The sequence below is a fragment of the Pseudomonas sp. NS1(2017) genome (assembly GCF_002269425.1).
In the GTDB taxonomy this organism is placed as follows: Bacteria; Pseudomonadota; Gammaproteobacteria; order Pseudomonadales; family Pseudomonadaceae; genus Aquipseudomonas; species Aquipseudomonas reactans.
Window position 1 is genome coordinate 3,273,068 of record NZ_CP022960.1, and the last position, 16,891, is coordinate 3,289,958.

Sequence of the window (16,891 nt, forward strand, 5' to 3'; positions counted from 1 at the left end):
GAAACGGCCGGTCACAGTGCTCCGAAATCCGCAGCTGCCCCTGGATACCATCAGGAAACACCGAATAGCTCGGCCCCTCGATACGCGCAGCAATGACATGACGCCGTTCCTGATTCGACGCCTCTTCAATTATTGAGTCCATCGTGGTGGTGCTTTTGAGGCTATTGGCGTCCAACAGGACAGATTGTTCGGAACTTTGCAGGAGCGGGCTGAAGGTCGTACGGCTCTTGCCCAGTCGGAAGAGAGCACCCGTGCTCGATACCGTGACCCTATTGAGGTTCCATGCACTGATGTCATGTGTGTTCATCGCCTGCCGGGGCAGGTTCAGCCTGACCTGATTGGGCTTACCCAGTGTCTCTCGTGGCGTGTAGAGGTTGTCGACTACCACTTTGTCCGCAGGCATCTGGATACCCCATGCGGCAAGTAGTTCGTTCAGCCGCGTGTTGCCGGGACGGTTCGGGCGCTGTTCACTCAAGGGGTCGATAAACACCATCAATCGGCCGCCTCTCAAGACAAATTGTTCAATGCCATACAGGGTCCGTTCAGACACCTCCTGAGGGTGCACGACCATCAGTGTTTGGATGGGGGCGGGAATTGAAGCGGCAGTCGATTCCAGATTGACCAAATCGAATTCTTGCCGCAAATCCTGCAACAGACGACCCGCAGACTCGCTCATCGCCAACCCTGACAGCAGCGCAACGACTGGCCGCTTCGGCTGTTGCAACTTGTAGAGCAGATGACTGATTTCATACTCAAGCAACGGCTTTTGGTCGAGGCTGAAGGCGGCAATTCTTCGTACACCGTGACCGGCGCGGGTGCCGATAAGCCCGAGAAACCCGGCATTGTCCTGAAGCCCGGATAGTCGGGCTTTGTAGGCATCCTCCGAGAAAGGGGCTGGTTCAACTAGGTGCAGATTGATCATGCCATTGGCGGTCTCTTCGTACTCCTTGAGCAGGTCTTCAATACGCTTGCTGTAGCGCTGCACTGCATAACTTCTTTTAGGATCGTTGTTGGAGTTGAAGTAATACAAATCCAGCGGGTCTTCCAATATAGTGAGTAGCCGTTGTGCGGCGGGCGTTAATGTGTGAGATCTTTGTTCAGAAAAATCCCACCGTAGATCAGGAAGTTTACCTATCCAAACCAGATTGAACGCTAGGAAAAGTAGTAAGGTAACGATGAGTGTCATGCCGGTGCGCAGCGAGGACCGCATTAAGGATTTCCCTTCTCAGCTGTATTTATAGTTGAGGGTGGCTGTCGTCGCAGCGAGAAAAGCGAAGATCATGCTGATGAAGTAAAGCGTGTCACGCAGTGTGAGCTTTCCATGATCGATACTGCTGAATCGCAAAGCAGGGCTGAGTGAAGCGAGGTTGTCGATCAATCCAATAGGGGCTTGCTGTTCAAGTGCGTCCAAGAGGGAGGAAAGTCCGCTGGCTGTAAGAAGTAAGCCCAGGGTCAGTAAGAATATTACAGTGCGCTGACGTACCAGTGCGCATATAAAGCAACCGACTGAAAGATAACTTCCTGCCAGCAGCCAACTGGCGAAAAGTTGCGAAGCAATAACGCTGTTATCCGCACGGCCCAAGTAGTTGGTCACGATGACGAGAGGAAACATCAGGAGCAGGGCAGTGCCTGCTACGAGCCAGGCGGCGAGGAATTTTCCGACAACCCATTCAAAGGTCGTGAGGGGCAGGGTCTTCATCAGGTCGAAAAAAACGGCATTGGACTCATCCCACCATAATCGTGTGGTCAAAGCGGGAATGAAGAGTAAATAGAGCCAGGGATGGAACTGGACGAACACCTGCAAGTCACTGCCGTTTTGTTCCAGCCACGGGCTTGTATACCCCCCCAGCGTCACTGAAAGTATCAGGAAGACCGCAATATTCAGGTAAGTACCGGGGGCACTGGCGTAGCTGGCGAGTTGACGCTCGAAAATGACAGGCAATAATTTCAAAGAGGCGCCTCCTGGCTCAGATGGTGGACCACATCATTCAGGCGACCTGGTTCCAGGCTCAGCGAGTTGATCTTCCAACGGCGACTGGCAATCAGTATGTTGATATGGGGGTAGATGGTATGCCCTGGCATGGCGAGAACAGTTACCGTACCGGGTGCATGGCGATGTTCCTCAATGCCAGCCACCCCTGGCAGTACGGCCAGTGCCAGCAAGTCCAGCGGTGTATCCGCAGCGAGAGTGACCGCCTGGAAATGGCGCGAGTCGCGTTGCAACTCGGGCAGTGGGGTATCGGTGACCAGGCGACCGCTTGCGATGACCAATGCACGGGTACACAACTCAGAGAGCTCATCGCAGTGACGAGAGGCGATGATGACTGTCATTTCTTGCGTCAATGATTGTATAAGCGCCCTGAATGTATGCTTTTGATCAGGTGCGAGTCCTTCAGTTGGCTCATCCAGCAGTAACACCGCAGGGTTGTGCAGGACGGCCTGGGCAATGGCGACTTTACGTTTCCAGCCGATGGAAAGGGCGTCGAGGGGCGCGTTGAGCACTTGAAACAGATCCAGCCGTGCGACCGCTTTTTCCAGCCGTGCGCGTTTTTCGGCGCCGTGGAAGCCGCGCACGGCAGCAATGAAACCAAGGAACGTTTTGACGGACATCGTTGGATGGCCGAGGTCCCCAGACAATTGATAGCCGACGAGTTGTCTCGCTTTAAGTGCATGGGTCTGTGTGTCGAAACCTTGGATGCTTATATAGCCACTGGACGGCTGTGTTGAACCCGCTATTGCATTGAACAAGGTTGTTTTGGCCATCGGATCCTGTCCGAATAGGCCTAGGCATTCTGGTTGATGAGCACTGAATGAAAGGTCGCTGAGTACAGTTGTGCTACCCGCGTGTTTTGTCAGATTGCTTATTTCGATCATTTTTTTACCGAATAAGTTTGGCGTGACGTAGGGGGCGTGAAAAAAGGGTACGGGTAATGGTCGTTTTAGGGAACGCCGATAATTATTAATAAGAGAAGTCCTACGTGCGGGTTGGGCAAGCCGCTGAAACAATGTGTTAGGTTTCAAAATGTCCAATTTTTGAATGTTTATTGGTTGTTTAGATAAACGTTCTACCCTGCACAATGAGGCCTTAATGCCATGATGCTGCTACGTACCCTTGTTCTTGAGCGCAACGGTCAAGATGCTCCCGTTAACGGCGCACTGCTCTGTGGTTTTGCTGTAGGCCAGACAGCCTCCAACTTTCTTGTTTACAGTCTGGATGAGGAAGTGGAGCCGGAAAGTTCCAGGGTTTATATCGCCGCGTTACGTAAGAAAGTTGATCGATATTTTCTGGGCGGGGTGGAGTCCAAGGAAGACCTGCAGTTGGCCTTGCACGTGTTCAAGCAAATTCTGACGTTGGCGGCTTCGGGCATGAAGGCGGGGGGGGGGACCGAAACCCAGGCGCCCTATCACTTTGTCGATTTGAAAGGCTGCAAGCTGCCGCCTGCAAGGCCCGAGGACCATCATTCGGTGATCATCAAGAAGGCGCTGGTGATGAAGGTGATCACTCTGGGCATGTCTGCACCCACGCTCCCAGCGATCGAAAGCACTTCGGTGATTGTGCCGTCCATTCGTTTTTCGTCCCAATTGAGTTCGTCTCCTAAAACGATCAACCCTTCCGAACCCGTCCGGACACTTGTGCATGAGCAGCCCGTTGAGGAGAGTCGCAAGCCACCTCTCGAAGCCCCGTTGATGATGGCGCAAACCGCACCGGTCATCCCGCCGCCTCCCGGTGTGCCTGCACCGCTGATACGGCCTGCTCCCGACGACCACAGCACGCTGCTCGAAGTGGACAGTACGTTGACCAACCTTGCCCGTGTGGCCCAAGAGTTGACCCAGCAAAAGCTTGCAGCGATAGAGCGGGAATCGGCACTTGAGCAATGGCAGGCGCGATTGCAACAGGAGCAGAAACAATTGGATGAGAAGGTTGGAGAACTGGAGCAACGTACCACTCAATTGCATGATCATTCGCTTGCGGTCAGCCAGAGGACCGAAGCCCTGAAGGTGATGACGTCGCAGGTATCGAGCTTGCGACAGAGTCTGCGGGGCGTGCTGCTTGAGCTGGATCAGGCGTTGGATGGCTAGACTGGCCTGGCTACTTTCGCCGGTTCATTTATCATCAACGCCAGCCAGCCGACGCCTGGGCTCTAAGCACAGGCACATCGGCACCTATGGACATTGCCTCGGGATGCAAGCGTTTGAGTACCAAGCTGATTACCAAAGAAGGTCATGAAGCGCTGAAAAAGGAGTTGGATTACCTGTGGCGCGAAAAGCGCCCGGACACTACGCGCAAAGTGACCTGGGCGGCCTCGCTGGGAGATCGCAGCGAAAACGCCGATTACCAGTACAACAAGAAGCTGCTGCGTGAGATAGACCGTCGCGTGCGTTACCTGCGCAAGCGCCTGGAAGACATGCGTGTGGTGGAGTACATGCCCGAGCAGGAGGGCAAGGTGTTCTTCGGCGCTTGGGTGGACATCGAAAACGAGGCGGGTGAGACCAAGCGTTTTCGCATTGTCGGCTATGACGAGATTTATGATCGGATGGACTACATCTCCATCGATTCACCCATGGCCCGTGCGTTGTTGCGCAAGGAAGTAGACGATGAGGCCATCGTGCAGACCCCGGGTGGAGAAGTGTGCTGGTGGATCACCAGCATCGACTATGTGAAGTGAGCGAAGTCGGCCCGTGTTCAGTGATGAACGTGGGCCGACTGCGTTTCAGCCTTCACGCAACACGGTCAACGGGCTGGCGTTGAGTGCGCGGCGAGTGCCGAATACACCCGCACCGCCGATCAATACGGCACCTATCACCGGCAGCAGCAACAGCCACGGATGAGGCTGCCAGGCCAGGTCAAATGCATAGCGGTACAGCACAAAGGTCACCAACTCGGTCCCGAGCGCTGCAAGCAGGCCACTCACGGCACCCAGCAAACCGAACTCGATACGCCTGGCCTTGACCAGCAGCTTGCGTTCCGCGCCCAGTGCACGTAGCAGCGCCCCTTGGCGGATACGCTCATCGAGGGTGGCTTGGAGGCCGGAGAACAACACCGCCATCCCCGCCGCCAAGACAAACAGCAGTACGTATTCCACCGCCAGGGTCACTTGGGCGAGGATGCTGCGCAACTGCTCCAAGAGTGCCTCGACTTGCAGGATGGTCACCGCCGGGAAAGCACGGGACAGGTCGACGATCTGCTGGTCATGCCCAGGCGCCAGGTAGAAGCTGGTCAGGTAGGTGGCGGGCAGGTCCTTCAAGGTGCCCGGTTGGAAGATCATGAAGAAGTTGGGCTGGAAGTTATCCCAGTTGATGGTCCGCAGGCTGGTCACCCGCGCTTCACGGTTCTCCCCACCTACGGTGAACACCAGGTGATCATCGAGTTTGAGCTTGAGGCTTTCCGCCACCTTGGCCTCGACCGATACGCCGGGGATTTCATCGGTAGGTTGCTGTGACCACCATGCACCGGCGGTCAGGGCGTTGCCCGGTGGCAGGTCGGCAGCCCAGGTCAGGCTCAGGTCGCGTTGCACCGCGCGATCGCCACTGGAGTCCTTGCTGACGATTTCCTGCACGGGCTCGCCATTGATACTGATCAAACGACCTGGCACCACCGGATACAACGGCGCGGACTGTGCCTGCAGTTCCAGCAGGCGGGTGCCGAACGCGTCCTTGTCGGCCGGCAGGATATTCAAGGCGAAATAGTTGGGAGCATCCTTGGGCAGTTGGTTTTGCCAGGTGTCGAGCAGCTCGCCACGCAGCAGGGCGATCAAGCCCATGGAGAGCAGGATCAAACCGAAGGCCAGGGATTGACCTGCCGCCGCCAGCGGGTGACGCAACAGTTGCCCCAGGCCCAGTCGCCAAGGCAGCGAGGCACGGGCCAGTAGGCGACGCAGGCTTTGCAACAGCAGCAGGAGCAAACCGCCGAGTATCAGCGCAGCGACCACGCCGCCGCCGAGCAGGGCAAAAGTCAGTACCAAGTCGAGGCTCAGGCGCCACATGATCAGGCCTAACGCAAACAGCGCCGCACCGTAGACCATCCAGGTACTGGAAGGGATCGGCAGCAGGTCGCGGCGCAATACCCGCAGCGGTGGCACGCGACCCAGTGCGGCCAGGGGCGGCAGGGCGAAGCCGGCAAGTGCGACCAGCCCGGTGCCGATCCCGGCAATGGCTGGTAACAGTCCGCCGGGTGGCACGTCCGATGGCAGCAGGTCGTGGAGGAAGTAGAACAGGCCGAATTGTGCCAGCCAGCCGAGCAGAGCGCCGGCAAGGCTGGCCAGCAACCCCAGTACAGTCAATTGCAGGCTGAACAGCAACATGGCTTCACGTCGTGACAAACCGAGGCAACGCAGCAAGGCACTGGCGTCGAAGCGTCGGGTGGCGAAGCGATTGGCCGACAGCGCCACGGCCACACCGGCCAAGAGGACGGCCACCAGACTGGCCATGTTCAGATAGCGCTCGGCCTTGCCGAGGGCGCCGCCGATCTGCTGGTTGCCATCCCGTGAGTCTTGCAGGCGCTGGTTGGCGGCGAGGCCCGGCTTGATCAGATCACGATAGGTTTGCAGCGCGGTACTGCCCTGCGGCCCACGCCACAACTCGCGGAAACTGACGCGGCTGCCGGGTTGCACGACGCCGGTGGCATCCAGGTCCGCCAGGTTGATCATTACCCTGGGGGTAAGGCTGTAGAAATTGCCGGCGCGGTCCGGCTCGTAGGTCAGCACGCGGGCCAGGCGCAGCGTCTTCATGCCCACGTCAATGCTGTCGCCGACCTTGAGGTCCAGCGCCGTCAGCAATCGTGCCTCCACCCAGGCTTCACCGGGTTTCGGTCCGCCACCTGGGGTTTCATCACCAAAGGGTGCCGCCGCGCTTTTGAGTTCTCCGCGTAGCGGGTACTGCTCATTGACCGCCTTGATGCTGGAAAGCTGGATGCCGTTATCGGTGGCAATGACGCTGGAAAACTCCACGACCCGGGCATGATCCAGGCCCAGCTCGGTGCCTGACTGGATTTGCTCGGGGCGGGCCGGTGAGCTGCCTTCAAGTACCAGGTCGGCGCCGAGGAACTCGGTGGCGCGCAACAGCATCGCACCATTGAGGCGCGCACCGAAATAGCCGATGGCGGTGCTGGCGGCCACGGCCACCAGCAAGGCGAAGAACAACACGCGCAATTCGCCGGCGCGGGCGTCGCGCAGCAGTTGGCGCATGGCAAGGCTGAACAGGCGCAATAGCGGCAAACGTGCCATCAAGGCTCCAGGGGCGCGACCATCAGGCCGGCTTCAAGGCGGATCAGGCGTCGGCAACGATGGGCCAGGCGCTCGTCGTGGGTGACCAGCACCAGGGTCGTGCCGCTCTCTTTGTTGAGTTCGAACAGCAGGTCGCTGATGCGCTCGCCGGTGTGGCTGTCGAGGTTGCCGGTGGGTTCATCGGCAAACAGCACGTCCGGCTCCGCAGCAAAGGCGCGGGCAATGGCTACCCGTTGTTGCTCGCCACCGGAGAGTTGGCGTGGCGAGTGAGTCAGGCGTTGGCCCAGGCCGACACGTTCCAGCAGGTGCCGGGCGCGCTCACGGGCGTCTTTGCGGCCGTCCAGCTCCAGCGGCAGCATGACGTTTTCCAGCGCGTTGAGGCTGTCGAGCAGTTGGAACGACTGAAATACGAAGCCCACGTGCTCGGCACGGATACGTGCGCGTTGGTCTTCGTCGAGGGTGCTGAGGGCTTGCCCGGCGAGGGTGACTTCGCCGCTGCTGGGCAGGTCGAGGCCGGCCAGCAGGCCGAGGAGGGTGGATTTGCCGGAACCGGAACTGCCGACGATAGCCAGGCTATCGCCCTTGTTCAGTTCCAGGCTCAGTTCGTGCAGGATAGTCAGTTCACCTTCCGCGCTGGGAACCACTTTGCTAAGGTTCCGCGCGGTGAGAATGCTTGCGCCCATGGAGAATCCGATGCGAATGTGGTTTTTGAGTGCTGGCCTGGCCTTGATGTGCATGGCCCAGAACGCAGCGGCGGGTACAGTCCTGATCGTTGGCGATAGTATCAGTGCCGGTTTCGGCCTGGATACCAGCAAAGGGTGGGTTGCCCTGCTGCAGCAACGGCTCAAGCAGGAAGGTTTCGACGATAAAGTGGTCAATGCCTCCATCAGTGGCGACACCAGTGCCGGAGGCCTGGCGCGGCTGCCGGCGGCGCTTGCAGAGCATAAGCCGGACGTGGTGGTGATCGAGCTGGGCGGTAACGATGGCCTGCGTGGGCAGCCGCCTGCGCAATTGCAACAAAATCTTGCGTCGATGATTGACCAGTCCAAGGCCGGCGGGGCCAAGGTGTTGTTGTTGGGGATGCAGTTGCCACCCAATTATGGCCCGCGATACACCACGGCATTTGCCGAAGTCTATGGTGTGCTGGCCAAGGAAAAAAACGTCCCGCTGGTGCCGTTTTTCCTCGACGGTGTGGGCGGGCGCCCGGAGCTGATGCAGGCCGATCAACTGCACCCGGCGGTCGGCGCTCAGGGCAAGTTGCTGGAAAATGTCTGGCCGACGCTAAAACCGCTGCTATGACGCTTTTCTACCGGCAGGCTTTCGGCTAAGGTGGCGCCCCCCCGATTTGGAGCCCCTGATGTCGCGTCCTGCCTGGTCCCTGTTTAACTACCAACTGATCGAGCCGGACGAGCAGCTGGATCTGTTCGCCTGCCAGGAAGTGCGGGTGCATCTGGTGGCGCGTCAACTGGAACTGGGCGGCTCCATTGATCGCACACTGTGCGGCACATTATTGCCTGCGCAACCGCGTTGGTCGCGGGTCGATCGTTCGATCTTCCAGGACCAGCGTCTGTGCCCTTTGTGCCGTGCAATCCTGGAATCCCAGAAGCGGGGCACGCCGCCGATCTGGCCGGAGCTGCGTTTCGAGTTGTAGGGGGCAGCTAGAAGCGCGCTTCACGTATACAATCGATGTTTACCTCCCCGTCGTTCTGCGAAGGATTTACCGGATGTTGTCGCGCCTTTCCGTCGTCACCTGCTGCCTGTCTCTCGCTGCACTCTGTGCGGCCGGTTCTGCGTCAGCCCTGCAGTTGCCCTTGCCACCACCAGGTGAAGACATCGTCGGCCAGGTCCAGGTGATCAAGGCCAAGTACGAAGACACCTTTGCCGACCTGGGCACCACCTATGACCTGGGTTACTCGGAGATGGTCGCGGCCAACCCGGGCGTGGATGCCTGGTTGCCGGGAGCGGGCACCGAGATCGTGTTGCCGACGCGCTTCATCCTACCGCCTGGCCCGCGCGAAGGTATTGTGATCAACCTGGCGGAATACCGACTCTATTACTTCCCCAAGGGCCAGAACGTGGTCTACACGTTCCCGTTGGGGATCGGTCGTGAAGGCTGGGGTTCGCCGATCGCCCACACCAGCATCATTGCCAAGACCCCCAACCCGACCTGGACGCCGCCCGCGTCGATCAAGGCCGAGCACGCCGCCAACGGCGACCCGCTGCCCAACGTGGTGCCGGCTGGTCCGGACAACCCGCTGGGCCCGTTCAAGTTCACCCTGGGCACGCCGGGTTACTTGATCCACGGCTCCAACGCGAAGTTCGGCATCGGCACCCGTACCAGCCACGGCTGCTTCCGTATGTTCAACAACAACGTGCTGGAGATGGCGGGCATGGTGCCGGTGGGGACGTCGGTGCGCATCATCAACGATGCCTACAAGTTCGGTCGCAGTGGTGGCAAGGTCTACCTTGAAGCGCATACGCCGTTGAATGATGACGGGACGCCGTCGGTGGTCGACAAACACACCGCCGTCATCAACGCCTTGCTCAAGCGTGAAGACTTGGCCAACCAATTGCGCGTGAACTGGGACCAAGTGCGTGACGTGGTAGCGGCGGAAGACGGCTTGCCTACGGAAATCGGCGTGCCTGGCGCAGCCTCGGTGGCCGCCAGTGCGCCGATCGATCCCTTGTAGGAGCGAGCGTGCTCGCGAAAAACTTGAGATCACCGCGTTAGTCCAGGGCTTGCGCGCCATGGTTGAGGACCTTCGCGGTCAAGCCCGCTCCTACAAAAGATCGTAGGAAATTCAGGCAATAAAAAAGCCGACCCATAAATGGATCGGCTTGATAACAACCCCGAAGGATTATTACTTGCGGCTAGCTTTTTCAAGCATACGCAGAGCGCGCTCGTTAGCTTCGTCAGCAGTCTGTTGTGCTTTTTGAGCAGCAGCCAGAGCTTCATCAGCTTTACGGTAGGCTTCGTCTGCACGGGCCTGGGAGCGAGCTGCTGCGTCTTCAGTTGCAGTCAGACGAGCTTCGGTTTCTTTGGAGACGCTGCTGCAACCGGTAGCCAGAACTGCGGCCAGAGCCAGAGCAGAGAATTTCAGAACGTTGTTCATCGTGTTCCCCTTCAAGGACTTTCTATTAGATGGCTAGTTAGCCCAGAGTGAGCTAATAGCCGGCGTACATACTACCCATTACTTGTAGTAAGTAAACTGACGTAGCGCAAGAAGCAAAAAAAATTCTCGCGCCGAATCTATTTTGGCTAATCTTTTGGAGGTTTGTATAAAAACCGTCCAATTTTTTTCAAACAGGCAAAAATTGGATCCAGGCTGAAAGGGCCGGCCCGCATGTGTTAAGCCTTGTAAACAGATGAAAATTTATATATCCACGCTGACACTTTCGTTCAGCCTGGCTTTGCGTTGCCCAGCATCTTTTACGCATGTAGAGGTGACTTTAAGAGCGCCTGTTCGTCTTAAGGTTCAACTGCCGGCAATGTTCAGGCTTTCGATCCCAGGTTGATCGGAGCCCTTTCTATATCCACCAGCAGCAGGGGATGACGAGCGCGCCTTGAGCAATTTCAGGATTGGTGCCTACTATTCCCTACGGGCTGGTTGTAAGCGCTCAGGGTTTTCTCGATGTCGAAACCGGCACGGGGTGGCGTAGATGTTCCTTCGCCGGAAAAACATCGGTAAGGTAGGGGTCAGAAACCAAGACCCGCGAGGAGTAGTGATGAGCGAGGCGTTGTCCATCCACCATGACCAGGCTGGTCATCAGTTCGAGACCAATGTGGACGGTCATCGTGCCTATCTGACCTATATGGACCTCGGCAAACAGACCCTGGATATCTATCGGACCTTCGTGCCCAACGCACTGCGCGGTCGTGGTATTGCAGCGGCGTTGACCGAGGAAGCGTTGAAGTTTGCCGAAGAGTCAGGCTATACGGTGATCCCGTCCTGCTCTTACGTCGAACGTTACATGGAGCGCCACCAGCGCCATGCCGCGAAGCTGTAAACCGTAAACAACACCATGAAAAACGCCGGGCTTAGCCCGGCGTTTTTGTGTGCGCTCGATACAGACTCAGGTGCGTTTGCGTTTAGGCAGAACGTCCTTGAGCTTGGCATGCATGCTACGCAGCGTGTTTTCAGTAGCGGCCCAGTCGATGCAGGCATCGGTGATCGATACGCCGTACTGCAAGTCGGCCAGGTCTTTTGGAATCGCCTGACAGCCCCAGTTCAGGTGGCTCTCGACCATCAGGCCGATGATCGACTGGTTGCCTTCGAGGATCTGGTTGGCAACGTTTTCCATCACCAGCGGTTGCAGGGCCGGATCCTTGTTGGAGTTGGCGTGGCTGCAATCGACCATGATGTTCGGTTTGATCTTGGCCTTGTTCAGCGCCTGTTCGCACAGCGCCACGCTGACCGAATCATAGTTGGGCTTGCCGTTGCCGCCACGCAGCACCACGTGGCCGTAGGCGTTGCCTTTGGTGGTGACGATGGACACGCCACCTTCCTGATTGATCCCCAGGAAACGGTGCGGGCTGGAGACCGATTGCAGTGCGTTGATCGCCACGGTCAGGCCGCCGTCGGTGCCGTTCTTGAAACCTACGGCCGAAGACAGGCCGGACGCCATTTCGCGGTGAGTCTGGGATTCGGTGGTACGTGCGCCGATGGCCGACCAGCTGATCAGGTCCTGCAGGTACTGCGGGGAGATCGGGTCGAGGGCTTCGGTGGCGGTGGGCAGGCCCATCTCGGCCAGGTCCAGCAGCAACTGACGACCGATGTGCAGACCGTCCTGGATCTTGAACGAGTCGTCCAGGTACGGGTCGTTGATCAAGCCTTTCCAGCCGACGGTGGTACGCGGTTTTTCGAAATAGACGCGCATCACCAGGTAGAGGGTGTCGGACACTTCCGCCGCCAACACTTTCAGGCGCTCGGCGTACTCGTGGGCAGCCTTGAGGTCGTGGATCGAGCAAGGCCCGATGACGACGAACAGGCGGTGGTCGGTGCCATCGAGAATGTCACGGATGACTTCGCGGCCTTTGGTGACGGTCTGCAGGGCAGCGTCGCTCAGAGGGATCTCGCGCTTGAGCTGATCGGGCGTGATCAGGGTCTCGTTGGATTCGACGTTTAGGTCATTGATCGGTAAATCAGCCATCGTGTTACTCGTCAGGGTCACGGGTGCCGGCCGCCAGCCATCCCCGTGCGGCGGAGCACAGCATGATTTGAATGCAGGGGGGAGGAACCTTAGCGCGTAACACAGGCCCGCGACAATGGGCAAAGCCCGCTTTAATCCAGCGCTGGCGCCACAAAGGCCTCATGGGAGAACTCGCTGGCGTGGCGCGATACCCACTCGCGGGCCAGGGCTTCGAGTTGCTGGGGAGTGGGTTCGGCGTCTTCGTGCTGGCGGCAGTAGCGCTCTATCCGGCATGCTTGCTCACCCATTCGTGCGCCGAACAACGCATGTTCATCGGTAAATGCGACACCGACGCGGTAGCCGTTTTCCACCTTGCGGCACCACGCCACATAGCCCGGATACCGCGCGCTGGTGCCCAGGGAAGGGATAAGCAGATCAACCGCCGTGCCTTCGCGCCAGGCACGTGGCCAATGGCAGGCGATGCCGCCCAAGCCAGCCGTGTGCAGGCGTTGGCGGGGGATGGCAGGAGAGGGGCGTTGGATTAACTCGACAGCGACATCATCAGGGTGAGGTAAAAAACGACCCATGTACACGGACTCCGAGCACCGTCCAATTGACGGCGGTGGCAGCAGTATAGTGAAGGAACTGGAATTGACCGACCTGGATATTGACCAGCAATTGCTGGGATTGCCAGGTATTTCGCTGGTTGTGTTTACCAGCAGTGGGTGTTCCAGTTGCCGTTGGGCACGCCAGCAGTTACCCGGCTGGTCGCTGCCGGTGGATCGCGTGTGCTGGGTGGATGCCGGGCACAACGGTGGCGCGGTCGAACGCTACCAGATCTTTCATTTGCCGGCGTTGTTCGTGGTGTGCGAGGGTCAATTCCTCGGGCAATTACAGACGCGTCTTACACCTACTGATCTAAACGACTCCATCCATCAAGCGCTTACCCGCACTCCAGAGGATCTGCCATGACCGCACCAGCACCCCGCATTGGCATCATCGGCACCGGCGCCATCGGTGGTTTTTATGGATTGATGCTGGCGCGTGCCGGTTTCGATGTGCACTTCCTGTTGCGCAGCGAATACGCGGCGGTCAGCGAGCACGGCCTGCAACTGAATAGCACGGTGCATGGCCCCTTGCACCTGCACCCGGTGCAGGCGTATGCCCGCGCTGCTGATATGCCGCCATGTGATTGGTTGCTGGTGGGCACCAAATCGACCGGCAATGTCGACCTGGCCCCGACCATCGCCCAAGTTGCCGCCCCGGATGCCAAGGTGGTGCTGCTGCAAAACGGCCTTGATGTCGAAGACAGTCTGCGGGAACACCTGCCAGCGTCGCTGCACCTGCTTGGCGGCCTGTGCTACATCGGCGTGCACCGCTCTGCCCCCGGCGTGATCGAGCACCAGGCGTTAGGCCGGGTCAACCTGGGTTATCACAGCGGTACGGCGGCCAATGATGAGGATGCGCAAAAGGCGATTGTCGAAGCCGGGGCCGCGCTGTTCCACAAGGCCGGCATCGAGTCCCAGGCCATGGCCAATGTGCATCAGGCCCGTTGGCATAAGCTGGTGTGGAACGTGCCGTACAACGGCCTCTCCGTGTTGCTCGGTACCGGCACCACGGCGATGATGGCTGACGAATCCAGCCGCGAGCTGATCCAGGCGCTGATGGCCGAAGTGGTGCAGGGCGCTCACGCCTGCGGTCATGAAATCCCCAAGAGTTACGCCGAGCAGATGTTCACCATGACCGAAACCATGGACGATTACCTGCCGAGCATGTACCACGACCACGTGCACAAGCGCCCGCTGGAACTGGCGGCGATCTACGCACGGCCACTCGCTGCCGCCAAGGCTGCCGGTTGTGAGTTGCCGCTGATGCAGGCGCTGTATCAGGCCTTGAGTTTCATTGATCGACATAACCGCTGAGTTCTGGGACACACTATGGCAAAGGGGTTGGGCGACAAACTGGTGCTGGCGATTTCATCGAGGGCACTCTTCGACTTGAGTGACAGCCACAAGGTCTACCTGGCCGAAGGGGTCGAGACGTATCGCCAGTACCAGATCGAACATGAGGAGGAAATCCTCGAGCCCGGTGACGCCTTTCCGCTGGTCAAGAAGCTGCTCAGCCTCAATGCCAGCCTCGGCCGTGCCCGGGTCGAAGTAGTGCTGGTGTCGCGTAACAGCGCGGACACCGGCCTGCGCGTGTTCAATTCAATCCAGCATTACGGCCTGGACATCTCCCGCGCCGCTTTCGTAGGCGGGCGTAGTCCTTATCCTTATCTGGCCGCATTTGGTTGCCATCTGTTTCTCTCGACCCATGCTGAAGATGTGCGCAGTGCCCTTGATGCCGGGTTTGCGGCGGCGACGATTCTGTCCGGCGGCCCTAACCGCGCCTCCAGCGAAGAACTGCGCATTGCCTTCGACGGCGACGCGGTGTTGTTTTCCGATGAGTCCGAGCGGGTCTATCAGGCTGGCGGACTGGAAGCATTCCAGGCCAATGAGCGGGAGTCGGCGCGCCAGCCTTTGCATGGAGGCCCTTTCAAGGGGTTCCTGGCGGCGCTCAACCTGTTGCAGCGCGAGTTTCCAGACGAAGCCTGTCCGATCCGCACCGCGCTGGTCACCGCCCGTTCCGCGCCGTCCCATGAGCGGGTGATTCGCACCTTACGCGAGTGGGATATTCGTCTGGACGAATCGTTGTTCCTCGGTGGCCTGGAAAAATCGGCGTTCCTGGAAGCGTTTGCCGCCGATGTGTTTTTCGATGACCAGGCCGGGCATTGCGAGAAGGCCATGGAATTCGTCGCCACCGGGCATGTGCCCCATGGCATCAGTAATGAGGTGAAGATCTAAGTCAATCCAAGTCGCCTGGGCACTGCTAAGCTGATTTCATCTCCGCCATCCTGGCAGTTCCAGGGGGTTCTATGATCCGTTCGATGCTGTACGCCACAGACCTCGGTCTGTACGCGCCTTATGTGATGCAACATGCGCTGGCGCTGGCCCGAACGTTCAAGGCGGACCTGTATGTGATTCACGTGGTCGAGCCCATCGGGCTGTTCGCCGAATCGGTGTTACAGAGCTACCTTGATGAGAAGGCCCTGAGTGAATGGCAGAGCCAGGGGCTGACCACGGTAATGGCGACGATCGAGCAACGGGTGCTGGATAGTTTTCGCGAGGAGTTGGGGGACGGGGAGCAAGACCTGAAGTTGATTCGCTCGGTACGGGTGATCCAGGGGGACCCGTGCGAGGTGATTCTCGACCAACTGCGCAAACTTTCCGTGGACCTGTTGATCGTCGGCAGTCATAGCCATGCAACCGCAGCGGCTACCCCGTTGGGGCGCACCGCTGCCCGGGTGCTGCAACTGTCTACGGTGCCGGTTTACCTGGTGCCTTCGTTGCAACGTCGCCGCAGTGATGACGTGTGATGGGTGGAAACGATAAAAAGTTCTAGATTTATCCATCGAACCTTTAATATAGTTATATACCGTCGCTGATACCCGTGGCGTCTATCTGCTTTGAGGGACACATATGAAGCTTCAACAACTGCGCTACATCTGGGAAGTGGCGCACCACGACCTCAACGTTTCCGCTACCGCTCAAAGCCTCTATACCTCGCAACCCGGTATCAGCAAGCAGATCCGCCTGCTCGAAGACGAGCTGGGCGTCGAAGTGTTCGCGCGCAGCGGCAAGCACCTGACCCGCGTCACGCCGGCCGGTGAGCGCATCATCACCACCGCCGGTGAGATCCTGCGCAAAGTCGAAAGCATCAAGCAGATCGCCCAGGAATTCTCCAACGAGAAGAAAGGCACCCTGTCCATCGCTACCACTCACACTCAGGCGCGTTATGCCTTGCCGCCGGTGATTCGCGACTTCATCAAGCAGTACCCGGATGTGGCGCTGCACATGCATCAGGGTTCGCCGATGCAGATTGCCGAGATGGCCGCTGATGGCACCGTCGATTTCGCCATCGCCACCGAGGCCCTGGAGTTGTTCGGCGACCTGGTGATGATGCCGTGCTATCGCTGGAACCGTTGCGTGGTCGTGCCTCAAGGTCATCCGTTGGCCAAGCTGCCGAAGTTGACCCTGGAAGCCCTGGCTGAATACCCGATCGTGACTTATGTGTTCGGTTTCACTGGCCGCTCCAAGCTCGACGAAGCCTTCAGCCATCGCGGCCTTACGCCTAAAGTGGTGTTCACTGCGGCTGACGCTGACGTGATCAAGACTTACGTGCGCCTGGGCCTGGGCGTGGGTATTGTCGCCAAGATGGCGGTCGACACGGCCCTCGACAAAGACTTGGTGGTGCTGGATGCCAGCGAACTGTTCGAGTCCAGCGTGACCAAGATCGGTTTCCGTCGTGGCACCTTCCTGCGTGGCTTCATGTGCGACTTCATCGAGAAGTTCGCGCCGCACCTGACCCGTGAAGTCATGGCCAAGGCGATCCAGTGCCACAACAAGCAGGAACTGGAAGAGTTGTTTGATGGCGTTGAGCTGCCCGTCCATTAAGTGAATGAATGCGATCCACTGTAGGAGCGAGCTTGCTCGCGAAAA

19 protein-coding genes are annotated in these 16,891 nt (G+C 58.7%); 11 read left to right on the forward strand and 8 right to left on the reverse strand.

From position 1 onward, the window contains the following. The 3 genes from CI807_RS15515 to CI807_RS15525 all read right to left on the reverse strand — a co-directional run. Window positions 1-1,210: Gldg family protein (locus CI807_RS15515; RefSeq protein ID WP_095015257.1), on the reverse strand; the 1,210-nt coding region annotated here is incomplete at its 3' end. Between the two features lie 15 nt (window positions 1,211-1,225). Further along, window positions 1,226-1,951, reverse strand: coding sequence for an ABC transporter permease (locus tag CI807_RS15520; protein ID WP_095015258.1), 726 nt, complete (start codon window positions 1,949-1,951; stop codon window positions 1,226-1,228). Further along, window positions 1,948-2,874, reverse strand: a complete 927-nt coding sequence (locus tag CI807_RS15525; protein WP_095015259.1) for an ABC transporter ATP-binding protein — start codon at window positions 2,872-2,874, stop codon at window positions 1,948-1,950. Before CI807_RS15525 ends, CI807_RS15520 begins: the two co-directional genes overlap by 4 nt. Window positions 2,875-3,093: 219 nt before the next feature. Here CI807_RS15525 and CI807_RS15530 point away from each other — a divergent pair, with 219 nt between their 5' ends. Together CI807_RS15530 and greB are read left to right on the forward strand one after the other, a co-directional pair. Then, a complete protein-coding gene (locus tag CI807_RS15530; protein WP_095015260.1) occupies window positions 3,094-4,080 on the forward strand; it encodes a hypothetical protein in 987 nt (328 codons plus the stop codon). 113 nt (window positions 4,081-4,193) lie between these two features. Continuing rightward, window positions 4,194-4,667, forward strand: coding sequence for a transcription elongation factor GreB (greB, locus tag CI807_RS15535; protein ID WP_095017560.1), 474 nt, complete (start codon window positions 4,194-4,196; stop codon window positions 4,665-4,667). 45 nt (window positions 4,668-4,712) lie between these two features. Here the strand turns inward: greB and CI807_RS15540 are convergent, their stop codons facing one another. Then, window positions 4,713-7,223 (reverse strand): ABC transporter permease, encoded by a 2,511-nt coding sequence (locus CI807_RS15540; RefSeq protein WP_095015261.1) that lies wholly within the window; start codon window positions 7,221-7,223, stop codon window positions 4,713-4,715. After that, a complete protein-coding gene (locus CI807_RS15545; RefSeq protein WP_005786391.1) occupies window positions 7,223-7,906 on the reverse strand; it encodes an ABC transporter ATP-binding protein in 684 nt (227 codons plus the stop codon). The genes CI807_RS15540 and CI807_RS15545 overlap by 1 nt, the downstream gene beginning before the upstream one ends. Window positions 7,907-7,916: 10 nt before the next feature. On the opposite strand from CI807_RS15545, the gene CI807_RS15550 reads away from it, so the two are divergent. From CI807_RS15550 to CI807_RS15560, 3 genes are all read left to right on the forward strand, one after another. Next, window positions 7,917-8,522 carry an arylesterase gene (locus CI807_RS15550; protein ID WP_095015262.1) on the forward strand — a complete coding sequence of 202 codons (606 nt, stop codon included), beginning with the start codon at window positions 7,917-7,919 and terminating at the stop codon, window positions 8,520-8,522. A 58-nt stretch (window positions 8,523-8,580) separates the two neighbouring features. Then, the gene (locus CI807_RS15555; protein WP_010211879.1) at window positions 8,581-8,874 is read left to right on the forward strand and encodes a hypothetical protein; all 294 of its coding nucleotides are present in this window, start codon (window positions 8,581-8,583) and stop codon (window positions 8,872-8,874) included. A gap of 73 nt (window positions 8,875-8,947) precedes the next feature. Then, the gene (locus tag CI807_RS15560) at window positions 8,948-9,913 is read left to right on the forward strand and encodes a L,D-transpeptidase family protein (protein WP_095015263.1); all 966 of its coding nucleotides are present in this window, start codon (window positions 8,948-8,950) and stop codon (window positions 9,911-9,913) included. A gap of 171 nt (window positions 9,914-10,084) precedes the next feature. On the opposite strand, the gene oprI is transcribed toward CI807_RS15560, so the two are convergent. Further along, window positions 10,085-10,336 (reverse strand): outer membrane lipoprotei OprI, encoded by a 252-nt coding sequence (gene oprI / locus CI807_RS15565; protein WP_003172710.1) that lies wholly within the window; start codon window positions 10,334-10,336, stop codon window positions 10,085-10,087. 613 nt (window positions 10,337-10,949) lie between these two features. Between oprI and CI807_RS15570 the strand changes: the two genes are divergently transcribed. Further along, the gene (locus tag CI807_RS15570; protein ID WP_003233387.1) at window positions 10,950-11,231 is read left to right on the forward strand and encodes a GNAT family N-acetyltransferase; all 282 of its coding nucleotides are present in this window, start codon (window positions 10,950-10,952) and stop codon (window positions 11,229-11,231) included. Window positions 11,232-11,297: 66 nt separating this feature from the next. Here CI807_RS15570 and CI807_RS15575 read toward each other — a convergent pair whose 3' ends face one another. Continuing rightward, complete coding sequence (locus tag CI807_RS15575) at window positions 11,298-12,374, reverse strand: 3-deoxy-7-phosphoheptulonate synthase (RefSeq protein WP_016975370.1); 1,077 nt, start codon at window positions 12,372-12,374, stop codon at window positions 11,298-11,300. A gap of 131 nt (window positions 12,375-12,505) precedes the next feature. Then, window positions 12,506-12,940 carry a pilus assembly protein PilZ gene (locus tag CI807_RS15580; protein ID WP_095015264.1) on the reverse strand — a complete coding sequence of 145 codons (435 nt, stop codon included), beginning with the start codon at window positions 12,938-12,940 and terminating at the stop codon, window positions 12,506-12,508. Between CI807_RS15580 and CI807_RS15585 the strand changes: the two genes are divergently transcribed. From CI807_RS15585 to cysB, 5 genes are all read left to right on the forward strand, one after another. Beyond that, a complete protein-coding gene (locus tag CI807_RS15585; RefSeq protein WP_095015265.1) occupies window positions 12,939-13,325 on the forward strand; it encodes a thioredoxin in 387 nt (128 codons plus the stop codon). The genes CI807_RS15580 and CI807_RS15585 overlap by 2 nt on opposite strands. After that, a complete protein-coding gene (locus CI807_RS15590) occupies window positions 13,322-14,275 on the forward strand; it encodes a putative 2-dehydropantoate 2-reductase (RefSeq protein WP_095015266.1) in 954 nt (317 codons plus the stop codon). Before CI807_RS15585 ends, CI807_RS15590 begins: the two co-directional genes overlap by 4 nt. A 15-nt stretch (window positions 14,276-14,290) precedes the next feature. Then, on the forward strand, window positions 14,291-15,196 hold the full coding sequence (locus CI807_RS15595) for a 5'-nucleotidase (protein ID WP_016975374.1): 906 nt from the start codon (window positions 14,291-14,293) through the stop codon (window positions 15,194-15,196). 71 nt (window positions 15,197-15,267) lie between these two features. Continuing rightward, window positions 15,268-15,768: a universal stress protein gene (locus CI807_RS15600; protein WP_058427971.1), complete on the forward strand. Its 501-nt coding sequence runs from the start codon at window positions 15,268-15,270 to the stop codon at window positions 15,766-15,768. A 103-nt stretch (window positions 15,769-15,871) separates the two neighbouring features. Then, window positions 15,872-16,846, forward strand: coding sequence for an HTH-type transcriptional regulator CysB (cysB, locus tag CI807_RS15605; RefSeq protein ID WP_012722988.1), 975 nt, complete (start codon window positions 15,872-15,874; stop codon window positions 16,844-16,846). Window positions 16,847-16,891: the final 45 nt, after the last annotated feature.

Excerpts from the sequence above, each read along its gene's own strand:
- CI807_RS15525 (WP_095015259.1), bottom strand. The coding sequence starts at position 2,874 with ATGATCGAAATAAGCAATCTGACAAAACACGCGGGTAGCACAACTGTA.
- CI807_RS15530 (WP_095015260.1), top strand. The coding sequence starts at position 3,094 with ATGATGCTGCTACGTACCCTTGTTCTTGAGCGCAACGGTCAAGATGCT.
- CI807_RS15540 (WP_095015261.1), bottom strand. The coding sequence starts at position 7,223 with ATGGCACGTTTGCCGCTATTGCGCCTGTTCAGCCTTGCCATGCGCCAA.
- CI807_RS15545 (WP_005786391.1), bottom strand. The coding sequence starts at position 7,906 with ATGGGCGCAAGCATTCTCACCGCGCGGAACCTTAGCAAAGTGGTTCCC.
- CI807_RS15550 (WP_095015262.1), top strand. The coding sequence starts at position 7,917 with ATGCGAATGTGGTTTTTGAGTGCTGGCCTGGCCTTGATGTGCATGGCC.
- CI807_RS15555 (WP_010211879.1), top strand. The coding sequence starts at position 8,581 with ATGTCGCGTCCTGCCTGGTCCCTGTTTAACTACCAACTGATCGAGCCG.
- CI807_RS15560 (WP_095015263.1), top strand. The coding sequence starts at position 8,948 with ATGTTGTCGCGCCTTTCCGTCGTCACCTGCTGCCTGTCTCTCGCTGCA.
- oprI (WP_003172710.1), bottom strand. The coding sequence starts at position 10,336 with ATGAACAACGTTCTGAAATTCTCTGCTCTGGCTCTGGCCGCAGTTCTG.
- CI807_RS15570 (WP_003233387.1), top strand. The coding sequence starts at position 10,950 with ATGAGCGAGGCGTTGTCCATCCACCATGACCAGGCTGGTCATCAGTTC.
- CI807_RS15575 (WP_016975370.1), bottom strand. The coding sequence starts at position 12,374 with ATGGCTGATTTACCGATCAATGACCTAAACGTCGAATCCAACGAGACC.
- CI807_RS15585 (WP_095015265.1), top strand. The coding sequence starts at position 12,939 with ATGTACACGGACTCCGAGCACCGTCCAATTGACGGCGGTGGCAGCAGT.
- CI807_RS15580 (WP_095015264.1), bottom strand. The coding sequence starts at position 12,940 with ATGGGTCGTTTTTTACCTCACCCTGATGATGTCGCTGTCGAGTTAATC.
- CI807_RS15590 (WP_095015266.1), top strand. The coding sequence starts at position 13,322 with ATGACCGCACCAGCACCCCGCATTGGCATCATCGGCACCGGCGCCATC.
- CI807_RS15595 (WP_016975374.1), top strand. The coding sequence starts at position 14,291 with ATGGCAAAGGGGTTGGGCGACAAACTGGTGCTGGCGATTTCATCGAGG.
- CI807_RS15600 (WP_058427971.1), top strand. The coding sequence starts at position 15,268 with ATGATCCGTTCGATGCTGTACGCCACAGACCTCGGTCTGTACGCGCCT.
- cysB (WP_012722988.1), top strand. The coding sequence starts at position 15,872 with ATGAAGCTTCAACAACTGCGCTACATCTGGGAAGTGGCGCACCACGAC.